The following is a 14,438-nucleotide window of genomic DNA, read 5'->3' as shown; positions in this document are numbered from 1 at the left end:
TGTCCCTCCCGGGTTGAGGTCAATGATTAATTTTTGATGGCCGCAGGCTGGCAGTTGACTGTTGCGCCACCGTAGCCGGACGTGTCATGCGCAGGGAGCCGATGGGTGCTTTCGCCTTCCACTATCGGCGGTAGTGGAACACCGTCTTTATCCACTACAGGCGACGCTTTCTGACAGGTCGACGTTTTCGTTACCTCTGCGGCCCTGGCTGAGGTTTGCAGAATCAGGAGCGCCACGGGAGCAAACAGAAACGCAGTCTTCAGTACATTCTTATAGTTCATACCGGCCTTGAGTAAAAAAATTTAATTCTTATGCTGAGCGACACGTTGATTATTAGGCATAAAATCTGGCAAATGATGAAGGAAAAATGAGAAATTGTGAATCTCATTACCCCTTATTTACCTGTTATGGCCGTTAATCCGCACACAGGCGCAGAATTCTATAACCCGGAATTATCTTAATCAATTGAAATCACCGCGCCACGACAGTCCTCTGGATAAACCATCAACCCGCGCGACATCATCAGCAAACACATCGCTGATATTCGCAATAACAAATACAGGCTATTCACCAGACGCATGGCATCACTCTGGTCGCGGGGGTCTGGCCGCATAAACGAGCCGCCTGCCCCCTCTGGATTAATCCTGGAGTGTCTCACACATTTGAACTTCTCTTGTCAGCCACTAGACTTAAACAAGTCAACCAAAAGGAGAGTCCTATGTCATCGCAAGATTATGAAAACGACGCGCAAGATCTGGTGGACAAAGTCGACAATAAAGTCAATGAATTTGCCGGGGAAGCCCAACAACAATTTGGTCATGTCGTAGATTCGCCCAGGCATCAGCTCAAAGGCGCGGCCCGTAAATACGCCGCCCAGGCTTCGGATGCGGTTTCAGAAGTCTCAGAACGCGTAAAGGAAAATCCGCTGACCGGGCTACTGGCAGCCGGTGCCATCGGACTGGTGATTGGTTTACTGGTCGGTCGGAAATAATCTCAGGCCACCGGGCCAATGCCGTTCACTTAAGCAAATCATCGGTGTTGTCTTTTGTTTTATTTGCCTGTGGCAATCGCATTATCGGTGGTTTAAACGAAAATCTGATTCGGTTGATTCACTAACTGAGCTGATACAGGCTGAAATATAAAGGATATAACTTTTTTTATGACTTTCAGCCTCTGAAAAGCCCCTGACGAATAACGGACTCACCGCATGGGGGTTGGGCGCATCAAGGAAACCTGGCGGGAACGCAGGCGCACATCCAGGACTGGCCGCCAGGACGGCGGCCAGAGGCTGAGTCGCGGCAAGGATGCCGCGTCTCAGCCGGTCCGCCAGATGAAGCCGGAGTGGAGCGGACCGCGCAGCGGCAGGTTTTCAGCGCCATGCCGGGGGTGCAGGGGGACGGGCGAAACGTCCCCCTGCCCGTTCACACGCTGTGGATATAACGAATATCCGCGAATTACCCGTGAACGGAACAGACCACGGAATCTGAATGGGTGAAAATGAAAAATGCGTCATGTTCGCCAGAACCACCGATCGCGGGCCGATAAAAAGCAGATAACATAATGATATTATTGTTTTTTCAAGCCAGAAAAGGCGGTAATCACCACCCGGCGAAAATGCGGACACAATATCTCAAACAGAGTTGTCATCAGCCTCAAGGCCCTACAGGTCGCAACACGCCGCCTGGTACATTCGCTAAATTTACCGCTATAATGCCCCACAATATTCAGCAGATTCAGACACCCGTATGACAAAACTCACCTTACAAGAGCAGATGCTCAAAGCCGGATTAGTAACCAGCAAAAAAATGGCCAAGGTCCAGAGAACCGCTAAAAAGTCGCGCGTTCAGGCTCGCGAAGCCAGAGAAGCCGTGGAAGAGAATAAGAGAGCGCAACTTGAGCGGGATAAGCAGCTAAGCGAGCAGCAAAAACAAGCGGCGCTGGCCAAAGAATATCAAGCTCAGATCAAGCAGCTTATTGAAATGAACAAAATCGACATTGCAAAAGGCGATATTGATTTTAACTTTACGGATAATAATTTTATTAAGAAAATGACCGTAGACAAGCTGACGCAGGCCCAGTTGATTAGCGGTCGTCTGGCTATTGTCCGCCTGGCTGTTGATCATAACGGCGAGAATAAATACGCAATCATCCCCGGGAGCGTAGCCGATAAAATCGCCCAGCGGGACGCAAGCTGCATTGTCTTAAACAGCGCGCTGAGTGAGCAGACACAGGATGAAGACGATCCTTATGCTGATTTTAAAGTGCCCGATGATTTAATGTGGTAAGCAGCGCTCGCGGAGCAGAGATCCATCGGTCACACTAAAGGCGTAGTCTGCGCGGGCATTATGCTTTACACTGCGCGCGGCAAAAATTAGGTAATGAATGATTAATCAGGCGGTAATGGCAATGAACGGAACGATCACGACATGGTTTAAAGATAAAGGCTTTGGATTTATCAAAGATGAAAACGGTGATAATCGCTATTTTCACGTGATTAAGGTTGCCAACCCTGATTTGCTTAAAAAAAACGCGGCGGTAACGTTCGAGCCCACGACAAATAACAAGGGCTTGTCATCGTATGCCGTGAAGGTCATCCCTGAAAGCAAATACATCTACATCGCAGGCGAGCGTCTTAAACTTACCTCAATCAAATCGTGGCTGGTATACAGTGAAGAGGTTCCTGCCGATACCCGCATCGATAAAGAAAATGCGGTGCTGTCTGTCGGTTTGCTGATGGGCAATATCAAGCCAAAATCAGCCGCTAAGCCCGGCGAAATGCGTTCACTGAAAAAACTGGCGATCACCACCTTCCAGGGAACGACGCTTATCTTCTCGGAAGATGAGATAGATATAGAAGCCACAGTGAAAATGCTGAAGGTGTAATCATTCCGGCCCGATCTGGCAGCCAGCGATTATTTATACCGATATCTGTCAGATTATATCTTGCTGAAATGCTGCTCAGCCCGCTTGTTTTCATCATATCGCGTTTCCCCGGGGGAACGAATAGCCAGGAACCGCACCCGCACCATTAATCCACCTGACGTTTCGCTGCGTAAAAGCCGGGGATGTGTGTGGTGCAAACGCGCAATATCGTTAACCAGCGCCAGCCCGATCCCCGCCCCCGCCTCGGTCCCCGCGTTGTCAAGTCGCTGAAACGGCTGCAACGCCTGATAGATCTGCTCATCCTCAATGCCCGGACCGCTATCCTCTACCTCCAGAATGACCGCATCGTCATCACGCAGAAGCCTCGCGGTGACGGTGCCCGGTGATGGGGTATATTTCAACGCATTATCCAGCAGATTCGCACACAGTTCGCCAAGTAAAACCTCATCGCCTTCGATCCACTGCGCCGTCTGCTCGCCTTCATATCCCAGATCGATCGCTTTGCTACGGGCCTGCGCCAGACGGCTAAAACAGCTCATCTGCACCACATCATACAGATTAACCGGCAAGAACTGTCGCTCCCCCTGCTCTTTACGTTTCACCGCCGAAAGCTGTAGCAATCTCTCCGTCAACTGAATGGTATTATCCAGCGTGGCGCTCATCGCCCGCAAACTTTCGTGCCACTGCTGCGGCTGTTGACTGGCTAACGCCACCGCCGCCTGGGTTTTCAGTACCGCCAGCGGCGTTTTTAACTGATGGGACGCATCGGCGCTAAAGCGCTCCTGACGGGAGATCAGCGCGCGCAGGCGATCGATGTAGCGGTTAAAGGCGACGATCAGCAGCCGGGTCTCTGACCAGGGCAGCAGTTCCGGCAAGGGGGTCAGCAGGCCCGGTTCGCGCCGCACCATCAGCGAAGAGAGCTGACGTATCGGTCTTAATATCCGCCGCAGCAACCAGCCCACAAGCACTAACGTCAGCAGCACCAGCAGACCTTGCGATACCCAGGATGAAAACAACAAATGCCCGGCCAGATAGCGCCGGGATTGCAACGTTTCGGCAACGTAAATCTCCGCCATGCCGAAAATCGCCCCTTCGTTTACCGGCTGTAATAGCCGCGCCACGCGGATCGCTTCCCCGCGATACTGAGTATGATAAAACCATGCCAGCGCCGGATAGAGCCGGGTTCGCGAGGTCGCTGGCGGCATCGCAGGCAGATCGTCATACCCGGAAATAACCTTTCCATCCGGATCCACCACTTTGTAATAGAGCCGATCGTTCATGTTCAGTTCGAAGCTGTCGAGCACCACCCAGGGCACATTCACTTCCAGTTTATCGTCGCGCACCACCAGCCGCTCCGCCACCGTTCTGGCAGAAGAGAGCAGCGTCCTGTCGTAGGCCTGGGTTGCAGCCTGTAGCGCGCTAACGTAGCTGTTAAAGGCGGAAAGCGCCCATAGCAGCACCAGCGGCAATCCGAGGAATAGCAGCAGTTGCAGATACAGCGACTGGGGTTTAGCCCACCTCATCGCCGCACTCCAGCACGTAACCCAGCCCACGCAGGGTGGTGATCCGCACGTTACTGCCCTGTAATTTTTTGCGCAGACGATGGATATAGAGTTCGATGCTCTCCGGGCTGACCTCATCGCTCAGGCTGAAGACCTGTTCAAACAGCTGCTGGCGCGACACCGGTCGCGTTCTGCGGTACATCAATACCGTCAGCAACGCCTGCTCACGCGGGGTCAGCGCCAGCGGCTGCGCCTGAAGCAAAAAGTAACCTTCATCGTGAAACGCCAGATCGCCAAGCTGCTGTAACTCCTGCACCTGGCCCGCGCTGCGCCGCAGTAATGCCCGTAATCGCGCATCCAGCTCTTCGATTTCAAACGGTTTTGGCAGATAGTCATCCGCCCCGACATTCAGCCCTTTCACCCGATCCGCCACCGCGCTGCGCGCCGTCAGCAGCAGCACCGGCAGCGTTTGTCCACGCTTGCGCAGGCGTTGCACCACATCCAGCCCGTCCAGTCCAGGCATATTGATGTCCAGCACCGCCAGCGCGTAGCTTTCACTGTGCAGAAGATGATCGGCCGCCAGGCCATCGAATACGCAGTCCACGGCAAAACCGTTTTGCGCCAGCGCTTTCTCCAGCCAGTGAGCCAACTCACGGTTATCTTCCGCTAATAAGAGACGCATATCACATCCTGTAAAGTTTCTGCCCCATTGAAAGGGAATTGAAAGGTTATTGTTTTAACAATCACGCAACCGTACTGCTACATGTCGGTTCACATAATCACAAAAATCTTCTTCCGTACCTGAAAATTCGGACATCCGCGTGAGGATAAACAATGAAAAAACAATTACTTCGCACCCTTACTGCAAGCATTTTACTGATGAGTACCGCTGTACTGGCGCAGGACGCACCGTCGCGCACCGAATGCATCGCCCCGGCCAAACCCGGCGGCGGATTCGACCTTACCTGTAAGCTGATTCAGGTGAGCATGATGGAAACCGGCGCAATCGATAAACCGATGCGCGTCACTTATATGCCGGGCGGCGTCGGCGCGGTGGCCTATAACGCGATTGTCGCCCAGCGTCCTGGCGAACCGGGAACGCTGGTCGCCTTCTCCGGTGGATCGCTGCTCAATTTGTCGCAGGGGAAATTTGGTCGTTACGGTGTGGATGATGTGCGCTGGCTGGCGAGTGTGGGGACCGACTACGGGATGATCGCCGTGCGCGCCGACTCCCCGTGGAAGTCGCTGAAGGATCTGCTGAGCGCCATGGAAAAAAAACCTGAGAGCGTGGTCATTGGCGCAGGCGCGTCAATCGGCAGCCAGGACTGGATGAAGGCGGCGCTACTGGCGCAGAAGGCCAATGTTGATCCGCACAAGATGCGCTACGTGGCGTTTGAAGGCGGCGGCGAACCGGTTACGGCGCTGATGGGCAACCATGTGCAGGTGGTTTCCGGCGACCTCAGTGAAATGGTGCCTTACCTGAGCGGCGATAAAATTCGCGTGCTGGCGGTATTTGCTGAACAACGCCTGCCGGGTCAGTTAGCCAACGTCCCGACCGCCAAAGAGCAAGGATACGACCTGGTCTGGCCGATCATTCGTGGCTTTTACGTGGGGCCGAAAGTCAGCGATGCCGACTACCAGTGGTGGGTGGAGACCTTCAAAAAACTCCAGCAGACCGACGAGTTTAAAAAGCAGCGCGATCTGCGCGGTCTGTTTGCATTCGATATGACCGGCAAACAGCTTGACGACTACGTCAAAAAACAGGTCACCGATTACCGCGAACAGGCGAAAGCCTTCGGCCTCGCGAAATAGCTCAGGAGGCACTCATGAGCGATCGTATTTTTGCCGGGATCTGGCTGTTGCTCTGCATTGCCGGGCTGTTTATCGCCTGGCAGATTCACAGTGAATACAGCTACGAACCGGTGGGCCCTCGCCCGTTTCCGCTGGGTATTCTCGGTCTGATGGCGTTCTGCGCGCTGGCGCTGTTATTGCGCCATCCCGATACCGTTAACTGGCCTCACCGCCATGTGTTGCAAAAGCTGCTGACGATGGTCATCGTCCTGCTGATGTATGCCTGGGGTTTTGAATGGCTGGGCTTTCCGATTGCCACCGCCATTCTCACCCTGGTCGTCGGCATTCTGTTCGGCGCAACGGTCCCGGCAGCGGGTATTTCCGGCGCGGTTCTCGGCACCCTGCTGTGGTATGCCTTCGACCGCCTGCTTGATGTCACCTTACCTCTCGGCGCCTGGCTGAGTTAACGGAGAAATGATGGATACCTGGATATATCTTTCTCAGGGTTTTGCGGTGGCCATGACGCCGGAGAATCTGATAATTGCCCTGATCGGCTGCTTCGTCGGCACCATTGTCGGCCTGCTGCCGGGGCTTGGGCCGATTAACGGCGTGGCGATTTTACTGCCGCTGGCTTTCGCCCTGCATCTGCCTGCGGAATCCGCGCTGATCCTGCTGGCGACGGTTTATATCGGCTGTGAATATGGTGGGCGTATTTCGTCGATTCTGCTCAACGTGCCCGGCGATGCGGCGGCGATCATGACCGCGCTCGACGGGTATCCGATGGCGCAACAGGGTCGAGGCGGTATCGCCCTCTCCATCTCAGCGGTCAGCTCGTTTTTTGGTTCGATCATTGCCATCGGCGGGATCATCCTGTTCGCACCGCTGCTGGCGCAATGGTCGCTGGCGTTTGGTCCGGCGGAATACTTTGCGCTAATGGTCTTTGCCATCGCCTGCCTCGGCAGCATGATGGCGCAAAACCCGCTGAAATCATTTCTGGCCGCGCTGATCGGTCTGGGTCTGGCGACCGTCGGCGTGGACGCCAACACCGGGGTTTATCGCTTTACCTTTGACAGCGTTCATCTCTCCGACGGTGTGCAGTTCATCGTGGTGGTGATCGGCTTGTTCTCGGTCTCAGAAATACTCTTAATGCTCGAACATACCAGCAGCGGCCAGAAGCTGGTACGCAAAACCGGGCGTATGTTGTTTAACGCCAGAGAAGGGGCGCAGTGCGTGGGCGCGACGTTACGCTCATCGGTGATCGGCTTCTTCGTCGGCGTGCTGCCGGGCGCAGGCGCCACCATCGCCAGCGCCATCACCTACATGACCGAGAAAAAGCTCAGCGGCAACAGCGACAGCTTCGGCAAAGGCGATATCCGTGGCGTGGCGGCACCGGAAGCCGCCAACAACGCCTCAGCCTGCGGCTCGTTTATCCCGATGCTGACCCTTGGCGTGCCAGGTTCCGGCACCACGGCGGTAATGATGGGCGCGCTGACGCTGTATAACATCACGCCAGGACCGGCGATGTTCACCGAACAACCGGATATCGTCTGGGGGCTGATCGCCGCGCTGCTGATCGCCAACGTGATGCTGCTGGTGATGAACATCCCGCTGATTGGCCTGTTCACCCGCATGCTGACCATCCCGCTGTGGTTCCTTGTCCCGGCGATTGCCGCCGTGTCCGCGGTCGGCGTGTACGCGGTACACAGCACCACGTTCGATCTGGTGCTGATGGTGGCGCTCGGCATACTGGGCTACATTCTGCGTAAAATGCATTTCCCCATGTCGCCGCTGATCCTCGGCTTTGTGCTGGGCGAGATGCTGGAGCAAAACCTGCGCCGGGCGCTCTCTATCAGCAACGGCAATATGGCGATTCTGTGGGAGAGCGGCGTGACGAAAGCGCTGCTGACGATGGCGATAGCGGTAATTGTCATCCCGCCGCTGCTGCGCCTTATTCGCAAACGCAACAATAAGCCACAGGTGGATATCGGTTAATGGATTGCCGGATGGCATTACGCCATCCGGCGGAAATAGCGGCACAATAACTTACTCTGCATAACACAAAACAATTGCCCGGCGGCGCATCCGCTTGCACGGGCCTACAGGTGATGTATAACCTGTTGATATTGTAGAAAATTAAGGCAAAATAAGGCGCGGCCGTCATCAGCCAGAAATCCTGCCCCATATCTAAACAGATTCGTCAGTATATTTTACTCCTGCTTGTGTACAGGGCCCGTTGCTCAATCAACTGCGCCGCGATGCTGACGGCAATTTCGGCCGGAGTTTCGCTTTTGATCTTAATCCCGATTGGCGCGGTAATCCGCGCGATATCATGCTCATTAAACCCATCGGCTTTTATGGCGGCGGTGAGCGTCGCAATTTTTGTCCGGCTACCGGCAACGCCGATATAGTAAGCCGATGTTCTTAATGCGAACTGCAAAACTTCGTAATCACACTTGTGTCCGCGCGTAATGATAACGATACAATCCTGCGGCTGGATCGTAATCTCGTCGGCAAGGTTAACATAATCCAATGTATGCACCTCTTCGGCGCAGGGAAAAAGCTCACGGGTGGAGTATTCCGCTCTGTCGTCGGTCACGGTGCAACGAAAATTCAACTGTTCGAGTAAAGGAATAAGCGCCTGAGCGATATGCCCGCCGCCAAAGACATAAATACGGCCCGAATTCATCAGCTTTTGTATATAGCACGTTCCTGCTGGCGTTTCTGTCTTGCCCGCCGGGTAGTCTTGCTCGCCCCTCCGTTCAGGAACGAATGCCGGGGAGAGGCCGAAAAGTCCCTCTTCGCGACTGTAAAACCCAAATTCAACACCGGTATAAGGAAGCATAAGCCATCCTGTTTTATGCTTTTCCGAATGGTCACAGGCGACCGTCAGGGTCGATTGATTCACCTCGGAGGGGTAAATATACGTGAAAAGCAGATCCACGTTGCCCCCGCAAACCATGCCGATCCGGGTCAGCTGATACTTTCTTAACCCTCCCTGCCCGGTAGCCAGAAGGCTTTGCGCCGACTGAACTGCGCTATACTCCAGCACACCGCCGCCAATAGTACCGCCCAGTCGGCCATCTTCGCCAACAACCATGCTGGCGCCTGCGTGGCGCGGGGCGCTGCCCATTTCCGCTACCACCGTGACAAGCTGGGTCGCTTGCCCCCTCTTGCAGCGTTCCAGCAAGAGTGCGAAAAGTGTTTTCATCGTCCGCTCCTTCAGCAAAGATACAATGCTCACTTAACTCTGTTAGTGATTGCCTTTTCGATAGCCAAAGCCTGTTGCCATCTGTCGTCATGGGCCAACACCGCGTCTTTCGTCAGACATTTCCCCATACTGGCGGTAAAGCGTTCCTGAAGAGTGACCTTTTTCGTGCCGTACATCCTTTTATCAGCGAGAAAAAGCACATGCGCTTCGCTAATGGGCTCGCTCAAAGTTATGTCGTGGTGCAGTTCAACAATACGGGCAACCTGCAAATACCCCCTCGCCCTCAGTATTGCTGCGGCTTTGTGCGGATGGCTTTTCCCTTCTCGCCGGGCCATATCATGAAGAAGCGCGGCGGCCCGTAACCGCCCGGGGGATAAAATTATCCCGTCACGCTGCAAACTCGTGCTAATCCTGAGCGCCTCTTCGCAGACGGCCAGGCTGTGCGCGCGCACGGGTTCCGGCGTTGCGCATAAACGCCAGAGTTCCCGAATCTCTTCATCTGACGGGATATCGTCAGGACTTTTACCTGTGGCCGTCACGGCAAATGCGCCGTTGGCATAGCGCAAAACCGTAATACTGCCGTAGGGCAGACGTATTAGCGCATCATGTCGGGGGTCGAGATGCATAAGCTTCCACAACAGTGCGCGAATAGCGCCCTCGTGGGTTATCGCCACAATATCGGAGCCCTCTCTTTCCGCGATCTCCCTGAGCGTCGTTTCCATACGCGTCGCCCCGCTATCCAGGCTTTCGCCGCCGGGAGGCATCAGCGCCCAGTTCCGCCCCCGCCTGGCATACAGCTCAGGATATCTGGCGCGTATCGCCTCAAAACGCATCCCTTCCCACTCGCCGACGGCAATTTCATCCAGGCCCGACGATACGGATATTTTCCGTTTCCCTGTAGCAAGCCGCTCAGCCGTTTCGCGACTGCGCCTGAGACGGCTGCAATACAGCGCGTATTCCATCCCGGAGAAACACGGGATCAACGCCGAGGATTGCGTGAGGCCTTCAGGCGCCAGGGGAAAATCACTCCCGTTTCCCAGACAATAACGCCTGTTGTCCGGCGTTTGCGGACGGCCGTGACGGACGAGAAAAATGCCGGGCATAAAAATCGCCTCAATTCCTGACGATCAACACGCTACCGTGCAGATCGCAAAGTGGGACCAGACAAAGCCGACCGGCCTGGTTTTCAAAATCAGACATGGCCTGTTTCACCCCCGGAAAACGCGCGTTGTGGTAATCATGCAGCAGGATGCAGCCATTTGGGACAAGCCGGGGATAGAACCATTCAAGGCCGCTCAGCGTCGGCGCGTATAGGTCAGCGTCCAGACTCACAAAGGCGAAGCGTTCTTCAATACCGGTGGCCGTGCCCGGGAAATGACCTTCCCGAATGATCACCCGCGCCTGATGGGGCATCCTCGCCATCACCGCCTCCACGCTGGTGGCACAGAACTCATCCCGGCGCACCGGCGGAAAACCGTGCGCCTTTTCTGTATCTATGTCTGATTCAGCAAACCCACGGAACGTATCAAACAGGTACAGCGATTTGTCCGGGAAAACCGCGTTCAGAAGACGGGCGAAATTGCCCTGGTAGACGCCAAGTTCGGCTACTGCGCCTTCGGTGTGAAGCTCATTGAGCCGCCCGGCAATCCTCCTGGTCATCGCGCCGCGTATATCGATCGCCGGTTGTAAAGTATCCAGCCGGAAGATTGGCCCGTGGTAGCCTGCCGCTCTGGCCTGTTGTTCCAGTTCCAGCCCGCGTTCTTTTGCCGCAACGCTGACAAAAACAACATCAGGCCGGAGCGCAAGCGCTGCAGCAACCGACAGTACAGGCGGATAATGCGCCGTTGACTGCCGCGTCGCCGCGTTGTCGCCAAAGGCCAGGAGTTGCAACGCCTGTTCATTAAGCAACAACGCAGCATTTCTGCCCATCTGTCCCGCGCCCAGCAATACCACGGTTTTCATAATCCCCTTCCCGTCTGGTTCATACCTGGCGCGTCCTGGGCATATAGCCGGGCGGCGCGATCACATACGATAGTGAAGTCGTCATCCGTATCCATATCCAGAAGGATCGCGCTGTCCCCGACAGCCACCGGCCTGCGCGGCAACGTCATCAGGGCGCCCCGCAGGCCATCCCGCCCCGCCATCGCACATATACCAGCAAAGTAAGCTGCCGGGATCACCGGCGGGTGTCCCTGCCTATTTTCAAACTCAGGAATGAGTACGTCCCCCGGATGATGCCGCGCGGCTGCAAGCAGAAGACGCACCGTATCCCGCTGTACCAGGGGAATATCCACGGGATGTACGAAACATCCCGAACAGGCTGGCGCAAGCGCGATAAGATGCTGCAGGCCGATACGGACCGTGGAAAACATGCCCCGCCGCGCATCGGGATTTTGCACGTAATTCAGCCCGAGACGTTGCGCTTCGGCAGCCAGCGCCGCCTGATTGACCTGCCCGCCAACCAGCAGAACGGGAGAAACGTCCGCCGCCGAATATATCCAGGCCAGGTTTTCGAGCGCGCTGCGGCTGCCATCCATAAAAGGAATGGGCAGCAGCGGTTTAAAGCCCTGACGCATGCGTGTAGAAAATCCTGCCGCCAGGATGAGCGAGGCATACTTTCCGGCGAACATGTCAACCTCCGCGTTTACACGTAGACCTACTCGCGCGCGTTCTGCAGCCGCAGTACCGCAGTTTTGATAAGACCCTTTATCTCATTGATTTTATATCTGTTTTTATCAAGCGGAATCGCGCCATTTACAGCCAGTTCCGCGACGGCTTCCGCAATCTGCGCATCAGGCTTTTTGTTCAGCAGATAGCGCTCCCCCGCGTGACAGCGTAACGGAACCGGCGCAACGCCCCCCATGACTAACCGGGCTTTGGTAATTTTGCCGTCCTGAACGGTAAAAAGGCTGGCCAGGCTGACAATGGCGAAGTCTATGGCGTCGCGCAGACGAAACTTGTCATAATGGCCGATACTTTCCTTCGGCAAAGGGATCTCGATACTTTCGACAAGCTCTCCGGGCGCAAGACAATCCGTTACTTTCAGCGTCGATCCGCAAAATTCATCTGCCGGGACAATGCGCTGCGTCGTGTGGATACGCGCGTCCAGGACCATTAATACCGGTGCCAAATCAGAAGGGTTGACCGCATAGCAGCCGCAATTCAGACAGCGCGCCGCTTCCGCGAGCGCCTGTTCCATCGGCAGGCTGAAGGCGTCCTCTTTTTTGATATTACGCGCAGCCACGGGCAACTCTGTGAGTCTGGCTTGCTGGTATTTTTTGATGCCTGAAGGCTCAAGAGAGAGGAACTGAATGCCTGTGGCCTCGTTCGCTTTATCGACATTTCCCTCATAGTTTTCCGGGCAGCCCAGATACCTGTTTATGCTGCGGCTCGCGCTATGCCCCGTTGCAACCGCATTGATGACCGTGGATGGCCCGGTAACGATGTCGCCTCCCGCGAATACGCCGCGACGGCTGGTCATCTGCGAACCAGCATCCACGCCTATCAGGCCTCTGCGCGTCAGTTGCATGTCATACTTCTCGTCAAGGAAAGAGAGGTCGCCCGCCTGTCCGACGGCCATCAGGATATTGTCGGCTGCAATGTCCTTTTTCTCGCTGTCATCATAGTGCGGGTTGAAAGCGCCTTTCGCATCGCGAACCGCAACACAGCGTTTGAGCCGCATGCCCGTGACGACTCCGTTATCAGCCAGGACTTTATCGAGCCCCCATTGCGGCATAATGATGATGCCTTCTTCTCTGGCACGGGCCACCTCGTCGCGGCCCGCAGGCATCTCTTCTTCGGATTCAAGACAGGCGAGAATCACCGTCTGCGCGCCCAGGCGTCGGGCGGTGATCGCAACGTCCATCGCGACGTTGCCTCCCCCGGCCACGAGAACGCGGTTGCCGATCTTGCCTTCCATCCGGGTATTGATATCCACCAGAAAATCCAGCCCGTACATAGTCAGTTCTTCGCCGGGAATACCGAGGGTGGGACGTTTCCAGGTTCCCGGCGCGTAATAGACGCTGTCGTACTGTTTTTCCAGGTCGGCGGGAGTGACACCCTGGCCAATTGTGGTGTCGAGGACAAAAGAAATCCCCATATGTTGCAGCAGTTCAGTGAATGTTCTGACAAGTTGTTTGGGCAAGCGGTAATTGGGAATGGCATACATCAGCATTCCGCCCGCTTTCGGTCTGGCATCGTAAACCGTTACGCGATGCCCGGCTTTACGGAGGTAAAAAGCGGCGGCGAGGCCCGAAGGACCGGCCCCGACAATGGCAATTGCCTTACCGGTATCCCACTGCGGAGGGGCATAAAATTCACGGCCATTTTCCAGAATATAGTCGCCAACGCTGCGCTCCACCTCGCGTATCGCCACGCTGTCATCGGTATGCCCGCGGTTACAGCCAGACTGGCAAAAATGCGCGCAGACCCTGCTGGTCAGCATCGGCATGGGGTTAGCCTGCATAAGGATGCGCGCGGCGGCTTTTTTATTCCCTTTACGCAACTGCTCCATATAGGCAGGGATATCCGTGCTGGCGGGACAGTGCTGGCTACAGGGCGTGGCGTGGGTTTTCATGCCGCCAAAGATGGAATGATACCGGTTGTCTCCCTGGATAGCGTAGCAGGTGTCGCCCCCTTTTCTGGCGCATACCATCCGCCCGCCGCCCTCATGTGGGTAACGATAAAACCAACAGCGCACGTCCTGGCAGAGATTTCCCCCAATAGTGCCCCGGTTTCGAATGTTGGGAGACGCGACGGAATGGGCCGCTTCGGCGAGTATCGGGACCGCGTCAAGAATCGTCTTGTCTTCCGCGATATCGCTTAGTTTCGCTGTTGCGCCGATATACAGACTATTCCCGTTGATGTAGATGCCATCGGCCCCCGGGATCCACAACAGGCTGACCAGCGAATCCGGGTATTCCGGTAAAATGGCTGTTTTCATGCCGCCCAGGAGATCGGTTCCCCCGGCAAGAGGACGTGAGCCATGTTTTACGTAATCGGCAGCGTCGGCAAAACTTTCGGCGCGATAATAGTAAAAATTTTTCATGGTGACC

Annotated in this window: 14 protein-coding genes; 6 read left to right on the top strand and 8 right to left on the bottom strand. The window is 55.5% G+C overall.

Annotated features, from left to right (window positions below; genetic code table 11):
* Positions 1–26: 26 nt before the first annotated feature.
* Positions 27–281, bottom strand: coding sequence for a hypothetical protein (locus tag FE839_RS18225; protein ID WP_138362194.1), 255 nt, complete (start codon positions 279–281; stop codon positions 27–29).
* A 437-nt stretch (positions 282–718) separates the two neighbouring features.
* Between FE839_RS18225 and FE839_RS18220 the strand changes: the two genes are divergently transcribed.
* From FE839_RS18220 to FE839_RS18210, 3 genes are all read left to right on the top strand, one after another.
* Complete coding sequence (locus tag FE839_RS18220; RefSeq protein WP_138362193.1) at positions 719–991, top strand: ElaB/YgaM/YqjD family protein; 273 nt, start codon at positions 719–721, stop codon at positions 989–991.
* 754 nt (positions 992–1,745) lie between these two features.
* Positions 1,746–2,285, top strand: a complete 540-nt coding sequence (locus FE839_RS18215) for a DUF2058 domain-containing protein (protein ID WP_138362192.1) — start codon at positions 1,746–1,748, stop codon at positions 2,283–2,285.
* A gap of 115 nt (positions 2,286–2,400) precedes the next feature.
* Entirely contained in the window at positions 2,401–2,883 is a 483-nt protein-coding gene (locus tag FE839_RS18210) for a cold-shock protein (protein WP_138362387.1), read from the top strand.
* Between the two features lie 53 nt (positions 2,884–2,936).
* On the opposite strand, the gene FE839_RS18205 is transcribed toward FE839_RS18210, so the two are convergent.
* On the bottom strand, positions 2,937–4,406 hold the full coding sequence (locus FE839_RS18205) for a sensor histidine kinase (protein WP_138362191.1): 1,470 nt from the start codon (positions 4,404–4,406) through the stop codon (positions 2,937–2,939).
* Entirely contained in the window at positions 4,393–5,067 is a 675-nt protein-coding gene (gene tctD / locus FE839_RS18200; protein ID WP_138362190.1) for a transcriptional regulator TctD, read from the bottom strand. The genes FE839_RS18205 and tctD overlap by 14 nt, the downstream gene beginning before the upstream one ends.
* Positions 5,068–5,219: 152 nt before the next feature.
* Here tctD and FE839_RS18195 point away from each other — a divergent pair, with 152 nt between their 5' ends.
* From FE839_RS18195 to FE839_RS18185, 3 genes are read left to right on the top strand one after another with little or no spacing between them, the layout of a single operon-like run.
* Positions 5,220–6,197, top strand: a complete 978-nt coding sequence (locus FE839_RS18195; protein ID WP_138362189.1) for a Bug family tripartite tricarboxylate transporter substrate binding protein — start codon at positions 5,220–5,222, stop codon at positions 6,195–6,197.
* 14 nt (positions 6,198–6,211) lie between these two features.
* On the top strand, positions 6,212–6,643 hold the full coding sequence (locus tag FE839_RS18190; RefSeq protein WP_138362188.1) for a tripartite tricarboxylate transporter TctB family protein: 432 nt from the start codon (positions 6,212–6,214) through the stop codon (positions 6,641–6,643).
* Between the two features lie 10 nt (positions 6,644–6,653).
* Positions 6,654–8,168: a tripartite tricarboxylate transporter permease gene (locus FE839_RS18185; protein ID WP_138362187.1), complete on the top strand. Its 1,515-nt coding sequence runs from the start codon at positions 6,654–6,656 to the stop codon at positions 8,166–8,168.
* Between the two features lie 205 nt (positions 8,169–8,373).
* Here FE839_RS18185 and xdhC read toward each other — a convergent pair whose 3' ends face one another.
* The 5 genes from xdhC to FE839_RS18160 are packed head-to-tail and all read right to left on the bottom strand — an operon-like array spanning position 8,374 to position 14,431.
* Positions 8,374–9,384, bottom strand: a complete 1,011-nt coding sequence (xdhC, locus tag FE839_RS18180) for a xanthine dehydrogenase accessory protein XdhC (protein WP_138362186.1) — start codon at positions 9,382–9,384, stop codon at positions 8,374–8,376.
* A 29-nt stretch (positions 9,385–9,413) separates the two neighbouring features.
* On the bottom strand, positions 9,414–10,487 hold the full coding sequence (locus tag FE839_RS18175) for a histidine phosphatase family protein (RefSeq protein WP_138362185.1): 1,074 nt from the start codon (positions 10,485–10,487) through the stop codon (positions 9,414–9,416).
* A gap of 10 nt (positions 10,488–10,497) precedes the next feature.
* Entirely contained in the window at positions 10,498–11,346 is an 849-nt protein-coding gene (locus FE839_RS18170; protein ID WP_138362184.1) for a TylF/MycF/NovP-related O-methyltransferase, read from the bottom strand.
* A complete protein-coding gene (locus tag FE839_RS18165) occupies positions 11,343–12,014 on the bottom strand; it encodes a nucleotidyltransferase family protein (RefSeq protein WP_138362183.1) in 672 nt (223 codons plus the stop codon). Before FE839_RS18165 ends, FE839_RS18170 begins: the two co-directional genes overlap by 4 nt.
* A 26-nt stretch (positions 12,015–12,040) precedes the next feature.
* The gene (locus FE839_RS18160; RefSeq protein WP_138362182.1) at positions 12,041–14,431 is read right to left on the bottom strand and encodes an FAD-dependent oxidoreductase; all 2,391 of its coding nucleotides are present in this window, start codon (positions 14,429–14,431) and stop codon (positions 12,041–12,043) included.
* Positions 14,432–14,438 lie beyond the last annotated feature (7 nt).

The organism is Klebsiella indica (assembly GCF_005860775.1).
Taxonomy (GTDB): Bacteria; Pseudomonadota; Gammaproteobacteria; order Enterobacterales; family Enterobacteriaceae; genus Klebsiella; species Klebsiella indica.
The sequence above is the reverse complement of the archived record's forward strand: the minus strand, read 5'-3'. Positions and strand labels throughout refer to the sequence as shown.

Excerpts from the sequence above, each read along its gene's own strand:
- FE839_RS18225 (WP_138362194.1), bottom strand. The coding sequence starts at position 281 with ATGAACTATAAGAATGTACTGAAGACTGCGTTTCTGTTTGCTCCCGTG.
- FE839_RS18220 (WP_138362193.1), top strand. The coding sequence starts at position 719 with ATGTCATCGCAAGATTATGAAAACGACGCGCAAGATCTGGTGGACAAA.
- FE839_RS18215 (WP_138362192.1), top strand. The coding sequence starts at position 1,746 with ATGACAAAACTCACCTTACAAGAGCAGATGCTCAAAGCCGGATTAGTA.
- FE839_RS18210 (WP_138362387.1), top strand. The coding sequence starts at position 2,401 with ATGGCAATGAACGGAACGATCACGACATGGTTTAAAGATAAAGGCTTT.
- FE839_RS18205 (WP_138362191.1), bottom strand. The coding sequence starts at position 4,406 with ATGAGGTGGGCTAAACCCCAGTCGCTGTATCTGCAACTGCTGCTATTC.
- tctD (WP_138362190.1), bottom strand. The coding sequence starts at position 5,067 with ATGCGTCTCTTATTAGCGGAAGATAACCGTGAGTTGGCTCACTGGCTG.
- FE839_RS18195 (WP_138362189.1), top strand. The coding sequence starts at position 5,220 with ATGAAAAAACAATTACTTCGCACCCTTACTGCAAGCATTTTACTGATG.
- FE839_RS18190 (WP_138362188.1), top strand. The coding sequence starts at position 6,212 with ATGAGCGATCGTATTTTTGCCGGGATCTGGCTGTTGCTCTGCATTGCC.
- FE839_RS18185 (WP_138362187.1), top strand. The coding sequence starts at position 6,654 with ATGGATACCTGGATATATCTTTCTCAGGGTTTTGCGGTGGCCATGACG.
- xdhC (WP_138362186.1), bottom strand. The coding sequence starts at position 9,384 with ATGAAAACACTTTTCGCACTCTTGCTGGAACGCTGCAAGAGGGGGCAA.
- FE839_RS18175 (WP_138362185.1), bottom strand. The coding sequence starts at position 10,487 with ATGCCCGGCATTTTTCTCGTCCGTCACGGCCGTCCGCAAACGCCGGAC.
- FE839_RS18170 (WP_138362184.1), bottom strand. The coding sequence starts at position 11,346 with ATGAAAACCGTGGTATTGCTGGGCGCGGGACAGATGGGCAGAAATGCT.
- FE839_RS18165 (WP_138362183.1), bottom strand. The coding sequence starts at position 12,014 with ATGTTCGCCGGAAAGTATGCCTCGCTCATCCTGGCGGCAGGATTTTCT.
- FE839_RS18160 (WP_138362182.1), bottom strand. The coding sequence starts at position 14,431 with ATGAAAAATTTTTACTATTATCGCGCCGAAAGTTTTGCCGACGCTGCC.